This window comes from Aliiroseovarius sp. PrR006 (assembly GCF_010500215.1).
Lineage (GTDB): Bacteria > Pseudomonadota > Alphaproteobacteria > Rhodobacterales > Rhodobacteraceae > Aliiroseovarius.
On the sequence record NZ_JAAGOY010000004.1, the window covers coordinates 952,479 to 969,802 of the forward strand.

At 59.3% G+C, this 17,324-nt stretch carries 16 protein-coding genes; 10 read left to right on the plus strand and 6 right to left on the minus strand.

The window, feature by feature from the left end; all coding sequences use genetic code 11:
* Nucleotides 1-24: 24 nt before the first annotated feature.
* Nucleotides 25-3,441 (minus strand): indolepyruvate ferredoxin oxidoreductase family protein, encoded by a 3,417-nt coding sequence (locus tag G0Q00_RS04705; protein ID WP_163036851.1) that lies wholly within the window; start codon nt 3,439-3,441, stop codon nt 25-27.
* Nucleotides 3,442-3,608: 167 nt separating this feature from the next.
* On the opposite strand from G0Q00_RS04705, the gene G0Q00_RS04710 reads away from it, so the two are divergent.
* The 6 genes from G0Q00_RS04710 to grxD all read left to right on the plus strand — a co-directional run bounded on the left by G0Q00_RS04710 (nt 3,609) and on the right by grxD (nt 8,922).
* Entirely contained in the window at nt 3,609-4,502 is an 894-nt protein-coding gene (locus G0Q00_RS04710; protein ID WP_163036853.1) for a LysR family transcriptional regulator, read from the plus strand.
* 466 nt (nt 4,503-4,968) lie between these two features.
* Nucleotides 4,969-7,128, plus strand: coding sequence for a phosphoribosylformylglycinamidine synthase subunit PurL (gene purL, locus G0Q00_RS04715; RefSeq protein WP_163036855.1), 2,160 nt, complete (start codon nt 4,969-4,971; stop codon nt 7,126-7,128).
* The gene (locus tag G0Q00_RS04720) at nt 7,129-7,668 is read left to right on the plus strand and encodes a hypothetical protein (protein ID WP_163036856.1); all 540 of its coding nucleotides are present in this window, start codon (nt 7,129-7,131) and stop codon (nt 7,666-7,668) included.
* A 59-nt stretch (nt 7,669-7,727) separates the two neighbouring features.
* Nucleotides 7,728-7,964, plus strand: a complete 237-nt coding sequence (locus G0Q00_RS04725; protein WP_108855881.1) for a BolA family protein — start codon at nt 7,728-7,730, stop codon at nt 7,962-7,964.
* Entirely contained in the window at nt 7,961-8,479 is a 519-nt protein-coding gene (locus G0Q00_RS04730) for a hypothetical protein (protein WP_163036858.1), read from the plus strand. Before G0Q00_RS04725 ends, G0Q00_RS04730 begins: the two co-directional genes overlap by 4 nt.
* A gap of 80 nt (nt 8,480-8,559) precedes the next feature.
* Nucleotides 8,560-8,922, plus strand: a complete 363-nt coding sequence (grxD, locus tag G0Q00_RS04735) for a Grx4 family monothiol glutaredoxin (protein WP_163036860.1) — start codon at nt 8,560-8,562, stop codon at nt 8,920-8,922.
* A 120-nt stretch (nt 8,923-9,042) separates the two neighbouring features.
* Here grxD and G0Q00_RS04740 read toward each other — a convergent pair whose 3' ends face one another.
* Both G0Q00_RS04740 and G0Q00_RS04745 read right to left on the minus strand, forming a co-directional pair.
* Nucleotides 9,043-9,432, minus strand: a complete 390-nt coding sequence (locus G0Q00_RS04740; protein WP_163036863.1) for a cell division protein ZapA — start codon at nt 9,430-9,432, stop codon at nt 9,043-9,045.
* Entirely contained in the window at nt 9,425-9,916 is a 492-nt protein-coding gene (locus G0Q00_RS04745) for a hypothetical protein (protein WP_163036864.1), read from the minus strand. The genes G0Q00_RS04740 and G0Q00_RS04745 overlap by 8 nt, the downstream gene beginning before the upstream one ends.
* Before the next feature lie 262 nt (nt 9,917-10,178).
* On the opposite strand from G0Q00_RS04745, the gene tkt reads away from it, so the two are divergent.
* Nucleotides 10,179-12,203: a transketolase gene (gene tkt, locus G0Q00_RS04750; protein WP_163036866.1), complete on the plus strand. Its 2,025-nt coding sequence runs from the start codon at nt 10,179-10,181 to the stop codon at nt 12,201-12,203.
* Nucleotides 12,204-12,405: 202 nt separating this feature from the next.
* Nucleotides 12,406-13,224, plus strand: coding sequence for a DMT family transporter (locus G0Q00_RS04755; protein ID WP_239058377.1), 819 nt, complete (start codon nt 12,406-12,408; stop codon nt 13,222-13,224).
* On the opposite strand, the gene G0Q00_RS04760 is transcribed toward G0Q00_RS04755, so the two are convergent.
* Nucleotides 13,221-14,183 carry a DUF808 domain-containing protein gene (locus G0Q00_RS04760; RefSeq protein WP_163036868.1) on the minus strand — a complete coding sequence of 321 codons (963 nt, stop codon included), beginning with the start codon at nt 14,181-14,183 and terminating at the stop codon, nt 13,221-13,223. The two genes, G0Q00_RS04755 and G0Q00_RS04760, sit on opposite strands and share 4 nt — an antisense overlap.
* Nucleotides 14,184-14,465: 282 nt before the next feature.
* On the opposite strand from G0Q00_RS04760, the gene gap reads away from it, so the two are divergent.
* Together gap and G0Q00_RS15795 are read left to right on the plus strand one after the other, a co-directional pair.
* On the plus strand, nt 14,466-15,464 hold the full coding sequence (gap, locus tag G0Q00_RS04765; protein WP_163036870.1) for a type I glyceraldehyde-3-phosphate dehydrogenase: 999 nt from the start codon (nt 14,466-14,468) through the stop codon (nt 15,462-15,464).
* 130 nt (nt 15,465-15,594) lie between these two features.
* Entirely contained in the window at nt 15,595-15,738 is a 144-nt protein-coding gene (locus G0Q00_RS15795; RefSeq protein ID WP_203564892.1) for a hypothetical protein, read from the plus strand.
* Nucleotides 15,739-15,750: 12 nt separating this feature from the next.
* Here the strand turns inward: G0Q00_RS15795 and G0Q00_RS04770 are convergent, their stop codons facing one another.
* Together G0Q00_RS04770 and G0Q00_RS04775 are read right to left on the minus strand one after the other, a co-directional pair.
* Entirely contained in the window at nt 15,751-16,473 is a 723-nt protein-coding gene (locus tag G0Q00_RS04770; protein WP_163036872.1) for an amino acid ABC transporter ATP-binding protein, read from the minus strand.
* A gap of 4 nt (nt 16,474-16,477) precedes the next feature.
* Nucleotides 16,478-17,317, minus strand: a complete 840-nt coding sequence (locus G0Q00_RS04775; protein WP_239058320.1) for an amino acid ABC transporter permease — start codon at nt 17,315-17,317, stop codon at nt 16,478-16,480.
* Nucleotides 17,318-17,324: the final 7 nt, after the last annotated feature.

Genomic DNA, 17,324 nt, shown 5'->3' on the forward strand with positions numbered 1-17,324 from the left:
AGGTTTATGTCGCCCGATGAACTCTTATTCCGCAGCTTCCTGCACCGGATCGGTGCCATCAAACTTCGCCCACAGCACGCGGCGTTTGGTGTCTGCTGCGACGACGCTCGCCTCTTTCACCGGACCGAAGCCGCGGATCGACAGGGGCAGCGCCGCGATTTCCAACGCGACCTCGATGTTGGCCTCGGTCAAGCCTGCCACCAGACGCTGCATATCGACCTCGTAATCGGCGATCAACTTGCGTTCGGTTACACGTTCGGCAGACCGGCCAAAGGGATCAAGCGCTGTGCCACGCAGGCCTTTCATCTTGGCCAGAAGCGGTGCGGCCTTCTCGAACCACTGCCCAAAGCCGCGTTTTTTCGGACGGCCAACGGGGTCCGTGCCCCCCAACAATGGCGGCGCAAGGTGATAGGTCAGTTTCAGATCGCCATCGAACTCGGCCTCGGCCTTTGCGCGGGTTTCCGTGAGCAAGCGCGCGACCTCGTATTCGTCCTTGTAGGCCAGCAGTTTGTGATAGCCTTTCGCAACGGTTTCCTGCAGTTCTTCCGGCATCGCCCCTACGAAATCGCGGTATTTCCGGGCCATCGCTTCGTTCTGATAGCTCACCAGATGATCCGCACGGAAGGCGATGATATCTGCCAGAGACTTGGGCAGCTCCACCACATCTTTCTGCGTATACTTCGCGGCCTCTTCCGGGAAAGCCACCGCCCAGCGCCCCAGTTCAAACGCGCGTTTGTTGCGCTCGGGTGCTTGGCCATTCAGGTCAATCGCATGCATGAGGGCCTCATGCGTCAGCGGCACATAGCCCGCCTGCCACGACGCGCCCAGCACCATCATGTTCGAGAAGATGCTGTCGCCCATCAGAACCCGCGCCAATTCGCTTGCATCAAACATCGACAGACGGTCCCGCAGACGCGCCTGCAAGGACAATTGCAGCTGGTCGCCCGGAATGCTGAAATCCGTATCGCGGGTGAACTCACCCGTCACGGTTTCATGGCTATCCACCACCGCCCCGGTGCGCCCCGTCTTGGTCAGGCCCAACGTCGTTGACGCCGCCGAGACCACCAGCTCGCACCCGATCAGCGCGTCGCATTCCCCAGTGGCCACGCGAATGGCCGAGATATCTTCGGGTTTCTCTGCCAGCCGCAAATGCACCGTCACCGCGCCGCCTTTTTGGGCCAGCCCCGCCATCTCCATCATGCCAGCGCCCTTCCCATCGATATGCGCGGCTTGTGCCATCACGGCCCCGATCGTCACAACGCCGGTGCCCCCGACGCCGGTGATCACCGTGTTGAAGGTGCCGTCGATCTTCGGCAGCGCGGGCATGGGCAGATCCGGCAGGTCGATCTCGGCCGTAGCCGCCTTTTTCAGCTTCGCGCCTTCCACCGTTACAAAGCTGGGGCAGAAGCCGTTCACACAGCTGAAATCCTTGTTGCAGCTGGACTGGTCGATAGCACGTTTGCGGCCCAGCTCGGTCTCGACCGGAACAATAGACACGCAGTTCGACTGCACACCGCAATCGCCGCAGCCTTCGCAAATATCCGTATTGATAAAGACCCGCTTATCCGGGTCCGGGAACAGCCCGCGCTTGCGGCGGCGGCGCTTTTCAGCGGCACAGGTTTGGATATAGAGGATGATCGACACCCCCTTCAATTCCCTGCATTTTTCTTCAATGGGCAACAGTTCGTCGCGTGAATGCAGGCTCACCCCGCTGGGGAACGCACCGCGGTCGACATCTTCTTTGTCGTCATACACGACGAAGATATTCTTCACCCCCATCGCCAGCACTTCGCGGGCAATTCGGGGCGCATCCAGATCGCCTTCGTTGGTCTGGCCCCCGGTCATCGCAACCGCATCATTGTAGAGGATTTTGTAGGTGATGTTCACATCCGCAGCCAGTGCTGCGCGGATCGCCAAAATGCCCGAGTGGTTGTAGGTCCCGTCGCCCAGGTTCTGGAATACGTGATTGGTTTTCGAGAACGGCGCCTCGCCGATCCAGTTCACGCCTTCGCCGCCCATCTGGGTCGATCCCAGCGTCGAGCGATCCATCCACTGCACCATATAGTGACACCCGATCCCCGCGTATCCGCGGCTACCATCTGGCAGTTTGGTCGAGGTGTTGTGCGGGCAGCCCGAGCAGAAATAGGGCAAGCGCGCCGCGATATTTGGCGCATTGTCCGCCCCGCGTGCCTGTGCCAGCGCCTCAAGCCCCGCTTTGACGGCTTCTGTGCCGCGCCCCTCTTCGACCAGAATATCGCCCAGCTTTTCGGCGATCATGATCGGGTCCAAGGCATAGCGCGTCGGGAACAACTCTAACTGGCGCCCGTTTTCCCATGTGTCGCCTTTGTGCCAGCCGTAGACACGGCGACCCCGGCGGTCATCAAAGATGGCCTCCTTGATCTGAACTTCGATCAGTTTGCGTTTTTCTTCAACGACAACGATCAGATCGAGTCCCTCGGCCCATTCGTGGAAGCTGGTCATATCCAGCGGCCAAGTCTGCCCGACCTTATAGGTGGTGATCCCCAAACGTTCGGCCTCAGCCTCGTCGATCCCCAACAGGTTCAGCGCATGAACCAGATCCAGCCAATTCTTGCCCGCCGCGACGAAGCCGATTTTCGCCCCCGGCTTACCCCAGACCCGCTTGTCGATACGGTTCGCGCGGGCGTAGGCCTCGGCGGCGAAACGTTTATAGTCGATCATCCGCGCTTCTTGCGGGATACGGTCGTCAATCAGACGGATGTTCAGCCCACCTTCCGGCATGTCGAACTCGGGCGTGACCAGCTGCATCCGATCCACGCGGCCATCCACAACTGACGTTGCCTCGACCGTGTCTTTCATCACCTTCAACCCGGCCCACAGGCCCGAAAAGCGGCTGAGGCCATATCCATAGACACCAAAGTCGATAATTTCCTGTACGCCCGCAGGGCTGAGCACCGGGATATACGCATCCACCATCGCCCAGTCGGATTGGTGCAATACGGTCGAGCTTTCGCCCGTGTGGTCATCCCCCATCGCCATTAGAACGCCGCCCCTCGGTGACGATCCAGCCATGTTGGCGTGACGCATTACATCGCCGGTGCGGTCCACGCCGGGTCCCTTGCCGTACCACAGGCCAAAAACACCATCGCGCGCACCTCCGCCACGCACCTCTGCTTGCTGACTGCCCCACAAAGCCGTGGCGGCCAGATCTTCGTTCAGGCCCGGTTGGAAAAGAATGTCATTCTCGCTCAAGACGCCCTGCGCGCGCGACATCCATAAGTCTACAGCGCCCAATGGAGAGCCACGATATCCGGTCACATAGCCAGAGGTGTCGAACCCCGCCCGCCGGTCCCGCTCACGTTGTGTCAGCATCAAGCGCACCAGCGCCTGCGTGCCATTCAACAACACCTGATCTTTCGACAGATCGAACCGGTCATTCAGAGTGATTTCTGGCTTGCCCATGCCGTACCTCCCAATACGAATAGCTTGCTGGAGACTGGCCTCCATTTTAGGTCATAATATATGACCCATCAAAACAAATCCAATCACAATCCGTTCTGGCTTTCATCACGATTCTGATGGTAACAGTATGAATAGATTACACGCTAACAGGGATTGGTTCGTACGTCATGGACTGGGATAAGCTCAGAATATTTCACGCCGTGGCGGATGCAGGGTCGCTGACCCATGCGGGTGACGCGCTTCATTTGTCCCAATCCGCTGTGTCCCGCCAGATCAGAGCGCTTGAGGAAGGGTTGAACGCAACCCTGTTTCACCGTCATGCGCGCGGACTGATTCTCACCGAACAGGGTGAGCTGCTGTTTGACGCCACCAAAGCGATGAACCAGCGCCTTGAAGCAGCCGTTGCACGCATTCGCGACAGCAAGGAAGAGGTGTTTGGCGAGCTTCGCGTCACGACCACCACCGCGTTCGGGTCAATGTGGCTGGCGCCCCGCCTGCCGAAGCTTTACGAAAGCTATCCCGACCTGCGCATCGATCTGATGCTGGAAGAGCGCGTTTTGGACTTGCCCATGCGCGAAGCGGATGTGGCCATTCGCATGAAAGAGCCCAGCCAGGCGGATTTGATCCGCAAACGGCTGATGGACGTACACATGCGCCTTTACGCGACCCCGAGCTATCTAGAGGCCAACGGCACGCCCGAAACGCTCGAGGATCTGTCGAAGTTTCGCCTGATCTGTCAAAACACCTCGGCCGCGCAGGTCAGCGCCGGGGCCGCGTTGGTGCGCGAGCTGTTAACCTATGATGTCGGGTCGCTTCTGACCGTGAACAACTATTTTGGTGTGCTGCAATCGGTCTTGCATGACTTGGGGATTGGGGTCCTGCCGGACTATATCACACATGACTTCCCACAATTGACGCGCGTTCTGCCCGATGTGGAAAGCAAGGATATTCCGGTTTATCTGGCCTACCCCGAGGAATTGCGTGCTTCGAAGAGGATCGAGGCGTTCCGGGATTTTGTCACATCTGAGCTGGCAGCGCAGCGCCGCAGCATGGCAAGCTAAGAAATACATTCGCAAATAGTGATGCGATCACGCAACACTCACTTACACGCATTTAGGCCTTATTTTATTAACTCCAGCACTCCTTTACCGTGTTAAGTTTATATAATCATTGAACTATCTGAAGGTGAATTGACCTTAGGGCAGTTAAGCACCCGCAAAACACAATCAAGGCATGCGCAAAATGCATAGCTGCAATGCAGCATTTTACCTTGAAGCGACTCATTCCCCCACCTAAATCAGGTTCAAAGCCGATGGTTGAGCATCGCTCTAGTCGGTTTTTACCTCCCTGTTGGACTTGGCCGGGCTCTGCCCGGCCTTTTTTTTGCCTGAACGCCACCTGTTCCCGCAAAACAAGGCATCCAGACCCTTCCCCAAAGCGCGCCCTTCCCCTAAAAGGCGCAGCAACTGACATGGCAATCGCGCCCACTGCGAGTCGATGTCGCTGCAACGCCGAAGGGGACCGAGCATGAGCGAGCCGAAAATCACCACCGACCTGATTGAAGCACACGGCCTGAAACCTGATGAGTACGAGCTGATCCTCGAAATCATCGGACGTGAACCAAGCTTCACCGAGCTCGGCATCTTCTCGGCCATGTGGAACGAGCACTGCTCGTACAAGTCTTCGAAGAAATGGCTGCGCACCCTGCCGACAGAAGGCCCTCAGGTTATCTGTGGTCCGGGCGAAAACGCGGGCATCGTGGATATCGGCGACGGTCAGGCTGTGGTCTTCAAAATGGAAAGCCACAACCACCCCTCGTACATCGAACCCTACCAAGGTGCGGCCACCGGCGTGGGCGGCATTCTGCGCGACGTCTTCACCATGGGCGCCCGCCCGATTGCCGCAATGAACGCACTGAGCTTCGGCGAAGTTGATCACCCCAAGACCAAGCGTCTGGTCAACGGCGTTGTCGAAGGCATCGGCGGCTACGGCAACTGTTTCGGCGTTCCCAATGTGGGTGGCGAAGTACGCTTCCACCCGGCCTATAACGGCAACTGCCTTGTAAACGCGTTTGCGGCTGGTCTGGCGGATGCAGACAAGATCTTCTATTCGGCCGCCTCGGGCGTCGGGATGCCCGTTGTGTATCTGGGTGCGAAAACTGGCCGCGACGGCGTTGGCGGCGCGACCATGGCCTCGGCCGAGTTCGACGACACGATCGAAGACAAGCGCCCCACCGTTCAGGTTGGTGACCCCTTCACCGAAAAGCGCCTGATGGAAGCCACGCTGGAGCTGATGCAGACCGGCGCCGTGATCTCGATCCAGGACATGGGGGCCGCTGGCCTGACCTGTTCGGCCGTTGAGATGGGCGACAAGGGTGGTCTGGGCGTCAAGCTGAACCTCGAAGACGTCCCCCAGCGCGAAGACAACATGACCGCATACGAGATGATGCTGTCGGAAAGCCAAGAACGCATGCTCATGGTGCTGAAGCCGGAAAAAGAAGCCGAAGCCCGCGCCGTATTCGAAAAGTGGGACCTCGATTTCGCCATCGTCGGCGAAACGCTGGCAGATGACCGTTTCCTGATCATGCATCACGGCGAAGTCAAAGCTGACTTGCCGCTGTCGCCTCTGTCGGGCCGCGCGCCGGAATATGACCGCCCGTGGGTCGAGACCCCGGCAGCCGAGGAACTGGCCGACGTACCCGAAATCGATGCAATCGACGGCCTGAAGGCGCTGATCGGCTCGGCCAACCACGCTGCAAAGCAGTGGGTCTATGAACAATATGACCACATGGTTATGGCCGACACTGTACGTGCCCCCGGTCTGGGCGCAGGCATCGTGCGCGTGCATGGCACCGACAAGGCCGTGGCTTTTACCTCGGACGTGACGCCGCGCTATGTGAAAGCCAACCCGCTGGAAGGTGGCCGTCAGGCCGTGGCCGAGGCCTATCGCAACCTGACCGCGGTCGGCGCCAAGCCGTTGGCCACCACCGACAACCTGAACTTCGGCAACCCCGAAAAGCCCGAGATCATGGGCCAGTTCGTGGGCGCCATCAAAGGCATCGGCGAAGCTGTGGCCGCGCTGGACGTGCCGATCGTTTCGGGCAACGTCTCGCTCTATAACGAGACCGACGGCCAAGCGATCCTGCCGACCCCAACCATCGGGGCCGTGGGCCTGCTGGACAGCCTTGATGACATGATTGGCGGCGTGGCCCGCGAAGGTCACGTGGCACTGGTCGTGGGCGAAACCAACGGACATCTGGGCCAATCCGCCCTGCTGGCCGAGGTCTTCAACCGCGAAGACGGCGACGCGCCCCATGTCGATCTGGACGCCGAGAAGCGCAATGGCGACTTCATCCGCGCCAACCGCGAGCTGATCAAAGCCTGTTCGGACCTGTCGGATGGCGGTCTGGCGCTGGCTGCGTTCGAGATGGCCGAGGCCGGTGAAGTCGGCGTTCAACTGGACGCCGCCGACACACCAACGCTGTTTGGTGAAGATCAGGCGCGCTATCTGGTGGCCTGCAACTTCGATCAGGCCGAAGCGCTGATGATCGAAGCCGGCCGCGCTGGCGTGACCATCACCACTGTTGGCCGCTTCACCGGCGACAGCGTGAAGATGGGCAGCTCGGAAGCACCTCTGGCAGAACTGGCCCAGATCTTCCGCACTGGCTTCGATCAGGCGCATACGTAAATGACGGGCCCGGTGCCGCTGGCACAAGATCCCGCGACGCTGACCGCCGATTGTGCGGGCTGCATGGGGCTGTGTTGCGTAGCACCGGGATTCGACGCGGGCGATGACTTTGCCTTCGACAAACGCGCTCTTGCGCCCTGCCGTCACCTTGGCCCGGACAACCTGTGCCGCATCCACGAGACCCTGACGGATCAAGGGTTTCCGGGGTGCGCCAAGTTCGATTGCAAAGGCGCGGGGCAATATGTGACCCAGCAAATCTTCCCGCGCAAACGCTGGCGCACGGATCGCGAGACGCTGGAAGCCGTGTCCGAAGCCTATCGCCGGATGCGCGCCATTTGTGACATGGCGGAACTGCTGCATCTGGCCGCGCGCCTACCCCTGTCGGTCTCGCAAGAGGCCGCGCGCACGGATATGCTTGACCGCCTACTACCTGAGCCCGCGTGGACTGCCGACACTCTGGCCGCCGCCGAAGAGGCGGGTATTCTGTCTGACGCCCGCGCGGTCCTGACCAGTTTTCGTGATGCCGCAACACGCCGCTAGGCCTTGCAGCCCATCTGCGCGGCACATAAGTTAAACAAAACAGATAAAAGGTTTGGCCAATGTCCATGGAAGCATCCAAAATCGAAGACCTGATCCGCGCAGGTTTCCCCAACGCTCAGATCACCATCACCGATCTGGCAGGTGACGGGAACCATTGGGCGGCCGAGGTCGTGGATGAAAGCTTCCGCGACATGAACCGCGTGCAGCAGCAACGCGCCGTGAACGCCACCGTGCGCGAGCAAATCGACTCGGGCGAGCTGCACGCGCTAGCGCTGACCACGAAGGTGCCTGAGTGAACGTCTTAATTGGACTTCTCATCTTTTTGGCAATCGTGGTTCTGATTGGTGCTGCGCTCAAAAAGTTCATGCTATTCAGCTTTACCCACCAACCGATACCGCACGGAGAGGTCAATTCTCCCCCCAGTGGCTCGTTGATTGGCAGCTTTGGAGAGTATGGCGCAAAGATTCTAGAGTTGGCGGCCTTCGAAGGTTACGATCAGTTCTTTGTGTGCTGCACAGACCTCGAGAGTGACCGCTTTGTCCAGATGACCGCCGGCCGCGAAGAAGACGGGCACTATACATATCAATTTGATATCCCACGATTTCCATGGTCCGAACCGTTCTTGGAGCAAGTCGAGAGCAGCGCACGCGAGCGTGGGTTGTCGCCATATGACAGTGCGGGAGGATATGAGGACAAATTTTTTGATATCGACTTTGAATCCGCTGATGCGCTTATCAACTTCAGCCAGCACGTCGTCTTAGATATTTTTAGAACAAAACTGGACGGCCCCTTCGAAGTGACTTGGGGATAAACAGCCTGCTGTCCTTGAAACAGCGGATGATTTGTCCGATATGAAAACAGACTCAGCCAGACAACACGCGAGATGATCACATGACCGACGCAAAAACACGCATCGACGAAACCGTCAAAGCCAATGACGTGGTGCTTTACATGAAGGGCACGAAAGAGATGCCGCAGTGTGGGTTCTCATCCCGCGTGGCTGGTGTTCTAAACTACATGGGCGTGGATTACGCCGATGTGAACGTGCTGGCAGACGAAGAAATCCGGTCTGGCATCAAAGAATACTCCGACTGGCCGACCATCCCGCAGCTTTACGTCAAAGGCGAATTCGTTGGCGGTTGTGACATCGTGACCGAGATGACCCTGTCGGGCGAGCTGGACACGCTGTTTGCTGACAATGGCGTGGCGTTTGACCAAGACGCGGCCGACAAGATCCGCGAAGCCAACGCTTAATCGGACTGCGGCAAGGGGCGCTGCCCCTCGCCCGTTCCGGGCTCACCCCGGGATATTTCAGACAAGAAAAAGGCGCGTCGAAATTTCGGCGCGCCTTTGTTTTTGTTTTGTTTTCTGGGGTCAGTCTACCTTGAGGCGCTCCTCGACCGAGGCGGCCATCGCTTCGGTCCGGGCTGCGATCTCGGCCAATGTATCAGTGACCGACGCGGGCACCACAGGCACTTCGACCTTCTGTGGTTCCGCATTTTTCAGCGCTTCAATCTCGCGCTCCAGCTCGGCAATCCGACGTTCGGTCAGCTTGACCTTGTCTTCCATTCCGGCGGTTTTGTCGGCCAGCATCAGGCCCGACATCAGCAGCATCCGGCTTTCGGTCAGGTTCGAGATCTGGCTGACGAGAACCGAAGCCTCGGTATCCAGCATAGCGGCAGCAGCTTTCAGGAAGTGTTCTTCACCCTCCTGACAGGACACTTCAAAACTTCGGCTACCGATCGTGATCATAACGTCAGGCATGAGTGTCCTCCTCGCTTACGGGGGTGGCCATAGATGTCAGCTCGCTGAGAACCGCGTCCAGTTCGGCCCGATCAGCCTGCTGTGTCGCACGCAATGCGGTCAGTTCAGCGCCCATCGCGTCGTTGATCAACGCGGGCTCCACCACGCCGGTGGATGCGGCGGCACGCAATGCGTCGTTGGAGCTACGCAGCTCTTGATTGCTTTGGCGCAGCGCATCTGCCGAGGCTTCGGCCTGCGCAAGCTGTGCCTGCAATTGAGACAGTGCGTTCTCAACAACAACAAGCTTCTCGCTCATCTGGTCTTTCAGCGTAGACAGACGTTCGTTCAGTTGCGCGTTTGCCGTGCGTTCATCGTCCAGCTGGCGGGTCAGCGCGTCGACCTCATCGGTGTTCGCCGATGGTTGGTCCGCCCATTTATCAAGCCCCGCGTTTATCCGCTCCAGCGCTGTTGTAATGCGCGTCTCGAGTTCGGAGATATCACTCATAATATGCCCTGTTTAATTCTCTCCCTTTGATCTTGTCACAAGCCTGCCAAACACTCAACGCCCAGAGGGACCTATGCGCATTCAATCGCGATTCGTCGCCATATCCCGCAGATTTCACGCAAATCGCGCCACGACGATGCAATCGAAAGCGCGATTACAGACACTTAGCCCTGCCAATACGCCCCAAAGCCTTGCTTTGCTTGACCCAAGCAGCAGGACTGCTATCAGGGGCCAATCTTTACTTAGCCAAAGGACTCGGACCTTGGATATCGCTGCACTTGCCAAAGCCCACCCTGATCACTGGAAGAAAGCTGCCGCCATCCGCGCCTTGACGCTGGATGCTGTTGCTGCCGCAAATTCCGGCCACTCTGGCATGCCGATGGGCATGGCCGATGTGGCAACCGTTTTGTTTGAAAAGCACCTGAAGTTTGACCCCTCGGCCCCGCGCTGGGAAGACCGCGACCGGTTCATCCTGTCGGCAGGTCACGGCTCGATGCTGATCTATTCGCTGCTCTATCTGACCGGCTACGAAGACGTCACGCTGGACCAGATCAAGAACTTCCGCCAGTGGGGCGCGATCACTGCTGGTCACCCCGAATACGGTCACGTGTCGGGCGTTGAGACCACCACTGGCCCGTTGGGTCAGGGCATCGCCAACGCTGTTGGCTTCGCGATGGCTGAAGAGATCCAGCGCGCACAGTTCGGTAAGAAGATCGTCGATCACTACACCTATGTCATCGCTGGCGACGGCTGCCTGATGGAAGGCATCAGCCAGGAAGCCATCGGCCTTGCAGGCCGTCACGAGCTGTCGAAGCTGATGGTTCTGTGGGACAACAATGACATCACCATCGACGGTAAGGTGTCGCTGTCGGATCGCACCGACCAGGTGCAGCGTTTCAAAGCCTCGGGCTGGCACGTTCAGGAAATCGACGGTCACGATCCCGCGCAGATCGATGCGGCCATCGCCAAGGCAAAAACGACGGGCAAACCGTCGATGATTGCCTGCAAGACACATATCGCACTGGGCCACGCCGCTCAGGATACCTCGAAAGGTCACGGCGCACTGACCGATGCCGAGCAACTTGCCGCCGCCAAGGGCGTCTACGGCGCGCCGCAAGGTGCCTTCGAAGTCCCCGCCGACGTGAAAGCACAGTGGGAAGCCATGGGTGGACGCGGTGCAGAAGCACGCGCCGAGTGGGACGCACGTTTCGCCAGCATTTCCGACCGCAAGCAGGGTGAATTCAAGCGCGCCTATGCGCTGGAGGCTCCGAAGAAGCTGGCCTCGGTTGTGCGCAAGTTGAAGAAAGAGGTTGCCGAAAACAAGCCCTCTGTCGCGACCCGCAAGTCGTCGGAAATGGCCCTGTCGGTGATCAACCCGGTGATGCCGGAAACCGTGGGCGGCTCGGCTGACCTGACCGGTTCGAACAACACCAAGACCGGTGATCTGGGCGTCTTTGACACCGACAACCGTGGTGGCCGCTATGTCTATTGGGGCATCCGCGAGCACGGCATGGCCGCGGCGATGAACGGAATGGCCCTGCACGGTGGCATGCGCCCTTATGGCGGCACCTTCTTCGTCTTCACCGACTATGCCCGCCCTGCAATGCGCTTGGCGTCGCTGATGGGCATTCCGACCGTGTTTGTGATGACCCACGATTCGATCGGCGTTGGCGAAGATGGCCCGACCCACCAGCCGGTCGAGCATCTGTCGATCTGCCGCGCGACCCCAAACAGCTACACCTTCCGCCCTGCGGACACGGTGGAAACGGCTGAAGCTTGGGAAATCGCACTGACCGAGAAAGACACGCCCTCGACCTTGGTTCTGACCCGTCAGAACCTGCCGACCGTCCGCACCGAGTATAAACAGAAAAACCTGACCGCTCAGGGTGGTTACGTTCTGGCCGATGCGGAAGCTGGCAAGCGTCAGGTGATCCTGATCGCGACGGGTTCGGAAGTGTCGCTCGCAATGGAAGCCCGCGCGGCGCTGGAAGCCCAAGGCATCGGCACCCGCGTTGTGTCCATGCCCTGCTTGGAGCTGTTTGCCCAGCAGGACGAAGCCTATCGTCGCAAGGTTCTGCCCGCAGGCCCGGTACGCGTTGGTGTCGAAGCCGCCGTCCGCGATGGTGGATGGGACAAGCTGCTGCTGGGTGAGCGCGGCCGCGAAGCCAAGCAAGCCTTTGTCGGCATGACCGGCTTTGGTGCCTCGGCCCCGGCTGGCGTGTTGTTCGAGAAGTTCGGCATCACCACCGACAATGTCGTAGCACAAGCCAAAGAGCTTCTGGGCTAAGCCTAGGCCAATAACTCGACAGGGAATCTGCATAGATTCCGGTCCAATACTTCGAAACGCCCCGCCAATCGGTGGGGCGTTTTCTTTATGCCTTTTAAATCCGGCCCAGATCAGACAGTCTGCGCCTGTTTTATCAAAGGATACCAATGTGCTGTCAGGCTTAAGCGAAAACCATCGGGGTGCGCTGTTCATGGTCTTCGCCATGGGCGCCTTTGCGCTTGAGGACATGGCGTTGAAGGCTGCCGCGCGCGATATCCCGATCGGACAGGCGGTTGCTCTGTTCGGGCTGGGCGGACTGGTGATTTTCGCCCTGATCGCACGCGCGCAAGGCGCACGAGTTTTTCACCCGGATCTGCGCTCGCCCGTGTTGATCTGGCGGTCCCTGTCCGAGATTGCCGGGCGCTTGTTCTATGCGCTGGCAATTGCCCTGACGCCTCTGTCCAGCGCCTCGGCCATCCTGCAGGCTACACCTCTGGTCGTGGCTTTGGGGGCTGTAATCGTTTTCAATGAAAAGGTCGGGATACGTCGCTGGCTGGCCATCTTCGTGGGCTTCATCGGGGTTCTGATGATTCTGCGCCCCGGCTTAGATACCTTTGACCCGCTGTCGATCTTCGCTGTGCTGGGAATGCTCGGTTTCGCCGGACGTGACTTGGCAACCCGTGCCAGCCCAGCAAGCCTGTCCGGTGCCCAGCTTGGCGTGGCCGGGTTCGCCGTGCTGACGGTTTCGGGATTGGTCCTTGTGGCTTTTGAGGGCGAGTTGCGCACCCTGACGCCAGCGGCCAGTGGGTTCCTAGTTATGGCTACCGTATTTGGCGTTCTGGCCTATGGCGCGTTGACGCTGGCCATGCGGACCGGAGAAGTCTCGGTCGTCACGCCCTTCCGCTATTCCCGGCTGCTCTTCGCGCTTATTCTGGGTGTCGTGGTGTTCAACGAACGCCCAGACATAATGACGCTGGCAGGCAGCGCCGTCATTGTCCTCAGCGGGCTGTTCTTGCTCAGCCGGTCAAAGCCGAAAGCTTAAGCTTTGCCCTTGAAGATCGCGCCCCAGATGGGGCCGATCACCCATGTCGCCAAGGGAATGATCAGCACGCCAAGCGCAAGGCCCAGCACGCCATCCAGCGCCGCCGTCACGGCCCATTCCACGGCACCTGCAAATTGTGGCACCGCATGGGCAGCAGCCACGGCCATGTGGTGAATGGTGTCATAGGGCAGATGCCAGCCCAGTTCGTGCAGCCCGTGCACAATGATCGAGCCGCCGACCCAGATCATTGCTGCGGTTCCGACAATGGTTAGCAGCTTCATGACATAGGGCATCGCCTTCACGATCCCACGCCCCAGCGCCTGCGTCGCGCTAAGCCGCGCATTGTTGGCCAGATAGAGGCCGAAATCATCGGCCTTCACGATCAGCGCGACCGAGCCATAAACCGCCACGGTGATGCCCACAGCGGCAACCGCCAGCGTGGCGGCCTCCATCCAAAAATTGCTGTTCGGGATGCCCGACAGAATGATGGTCATGATCTCGGCCGACAGAATAAAGTCGGTCTTGATTGCACCGGCAATTTTAGCCTCTTCCAAGTGGGCCGGGTCGCCTTCGTCATGTTCGGCGTGGTCCCATGTGTGATCATGCGGGAACAGCGTATGCCAAACCTTCTCGGCCCCTTCAAAACACAGATAGGCCCCGCCCAGCATCAGAAGCGGCGCGATCGCCCAAGAGGCAAAGGCCGACAGAAGCAGCGCAATGGGCAGAAGGATGATCAGCTTGTTTTTGATCGAGCCCCAGGCGATACGCCCGATGATCGGAAGCTCGCGCTTGGCTTCAAAGCCCTGCACATATTTCGGCGTCACAGCAGCGTCATCAATAACGGCACCCGCCGCTTTGGCACTGGCCTTCGCCGCCTGCCCCGCGACATCATCAATCGAGGCCGCAGCGACTTTGGCAATCCCCGCCACGTCGTCCAGAAGTGCAATCAAACCGCTCATCGTACCGCCTTCACTGTCATTGTACTCATTGTGAGGCGAATCTAGCGAAACCGCCCTGAAGGGCAAGGGCAGGACGGGCTGACCCTTGGAATAATTCAGCCCCGCGAAGGTTTGCGCTAACCTGCGCGCTGAAAACAATGGATCACAGATGTTTTCGCTATCATGCTACTACGGAAGGTGTTTTCCGGGTTGGGTGACCACGCAGTCAACGGTATACCGCGTGCAAGTCTGAACACCCCCTCGCGGCCTGTGGATGCCGCCATGAGAATGAGGAAAACACCCATGACCGTCAAAGTCGGTATCAACGGATTTGGTCGTATCGGCCGCTGCACCCTTGGGCAGATCGCTGCTTCGGGACGCGAAGATATTCAGGTGGTGAAGGTCAATGCGACCGGCCCCTTGGAAACCGCAGCGCACCTGCTGAAATATGACAGCGTGCATGGCCGCTTCCCGAACGACGTCGTTCTGGGCGATGGCACCATGGATGTGGGCCAAGGCCCGATGCAGATGATGTCGACCTATGACATGAACGAACTGGACTGGGACGGCTGTGACGTTGTTCTGGAATGCACCGGCAACTTCAACGACGGCATCAAGGCCAAGCCGCACCTCGAGCGTGGCGCCAAGAAAGTTCTGCTGTCGGCCCCGGGTACCAACGTCGACAAGACCATCGTCTGCGGCGTGAACGAAGAGATGCTGACCGCCGGTGACGTAATGGTGTCGAACGGCTCGTGCACCACCAACTGTCTGGCCCCGGTGGCCAAGGTTCTGCTGAACGCCTTCGGCATCGAAAGCGGCATCATGACCACGATCCACGCTTACACTGGCGACCAGCCGACGCTGGACCGTCGCCACAAGGACCTTTACCGCGCCCGCGCTGCCGCCATGTCGATGATCCCGACCTCGACCGGTGCCGCGAAAGCTCTGGGTGAGGTTCTGCCCGCCCTGAAAGGCAAGCTGGACGGGTCCGCCGTGCGCGTTCCGACCCCGAATGTCTCGGCCGTGGACCTGACCGTTGTGGTCGAAAAGGACGTGACCGTCGCAGACGTGAACGCTGTGATGAAAGAGCAGTCGCTGGGCGCGATGAAAGGCGTTCTGGGCTACACGGAAGAGAAACTGGTCTCGACCGACTTCAACCACACCGAAGAAAGCTCGATCTTTGCCGCAGACCAGACCAAAGTCATTGGCGGCCGTCTGGTGCGCGTTCTGGCGTGGTATGACAACGAATGGGGCTTCTCGACCCGCATGGGCGATCTGGCCGTGAAGATGGGTTCGCTGTAATCCATCCCTGAAAAAACGTTTCTGAACCCCCAATGGCCCAGCCCTTGGGGGTTTTCTTTAACCTGCGTGTTTTACCTTGCTCCCACCGATGCGGCTTGCATAATCGCTGAAAACAGGCAGGAGCTTCCTTGTGACTAATCAGTTGGCCATCATTCTGGGCGCAGTAATCCTGCTGCTGGTCGGGCTGGATATTGTGGTCTGGGGCGGCGAGAACCTTTTGTTTCTGGCCAAGAAGTTCCTTGAACTGACCGAGTGGGTCGCCTTCTGGCGCTGAGCCTGCCTGCCCCTACAGAACCTGAGACAAGAACTGCCGCGTCCGTTCTTCGCGCGGGGCGTCGAAGATCTGGGCCGGTGTACCCTCTTCCAGAATGCGTCCACCCTCCAAGAAGCACACCTTGTCTGCCAGCTCGCGCGCGAAGCCCATTTCATGGGTGGCAAGGATCATGGTCATCCCCTCTTCCCGCAGACTGCGCAGCACATCCAGAACCTCGGCCACCAGTTCGGGGTCGAGGGCGGATGTGATCTCGTCAAACAGCAAGATGTCGGGCTGCATGGCCAGCGCACGAATGATGGCCACGCGCTGTTGTTGCCCGCCGGACAACTGATCGGGGTAGTGGTCGATCCGGTGGCCAAGGCCGAAACGGTCAAACAGTTCTTCCACGCGCCCTCGTTGCGCGGTACGGGACAGCCCCTTTACCCGGCGCGGGGCCAGCATGACGTTCTCAGCCGCCGACATATGCGGAAACAGGTTAAAGGACTGGAAGACCAGCCCGATACGCTGGCGGATCGGCTGTGGATCCAGCCCCGGTTCGGCGATATCCACACCGTCAAACCAGATCTCGCCATCATCGACCGGGTCCAACAGGTTCACCGCCCGCAGGAGCGTCGACTTTCCGGACCCGGACGCGCCAATCAGGCAAACCATTTCACCCTTTGCGACCTCAAGGTCGATGCCGCGTAGCACATGGTGATCGCCAAAGGCCTTCTGGATGTTTTTCAACGACAGCATGGGCTTATTGCTCCTGCTTGCGACGTTTGTTCATCAGGTGATCGGCAAACCGCGTCATCGGTATGGTGATCGCCAAGAAGATGATCGCCGCCCCCACATAGGGCGTGAAGCTGGCATAGAGAGACTTGTAGACACCCGCCTGCCGGAAGATCTCGACCGGGCCAACGAAGGACAGAAGCGCCACGTCTTTTTGCAGCGCGACCACAAGATTCATATTGGCGGGCAGCACGTTGCGCAGAGCTTGCGGCAGGATCACGTAACGCATCGTATCCGCGTTCGAGAGCCCCAGCGACAGCGCCGCCGAGCTTTGGCTTTTGTGGATCGAGCCGATGCCCGACCGGATGACCTCGGCCACGTAGGCGGCATAGACGAGGATCAGCGCCAAAGAGCCCCAGATATAGGGCGAATTCCACGGGCGCGGCAGGCCCAGACCGGGGATGCCGAAGCCCACAAGATAGATAACCAGAATGACAGGCAGTCCGCGAAACACGTCCGTATAGACGGTGGCAAACAGGCGCAGCGGATAAAGCGCGGGCTTCTGGATGTCGCGGCAGATCGCCACGAACAGACCCAGCAGCGCAATAAGCGGCGCACACCACGAGAAGATCGCGATATCCAGCAGGAAGGCATCCAATAGACCCGGAAAGGTCTTGGAAAAGACACCCCAGTTGAAGAAGCTTTTCTTCACGGCCTCCCAACCGGGCGCCAGCGGCACCAGGACCAGAATGGCCAAAAAGACCAAACTGGTCGAGACACCTGCGACCCACAAAGAGCGGCGGCGCAACGCAGCTTCATACTGCGCGCGCCGCCCCGGCATCGCCGGGTTTTCGTCTGCCTTCGTCATTCTGCGT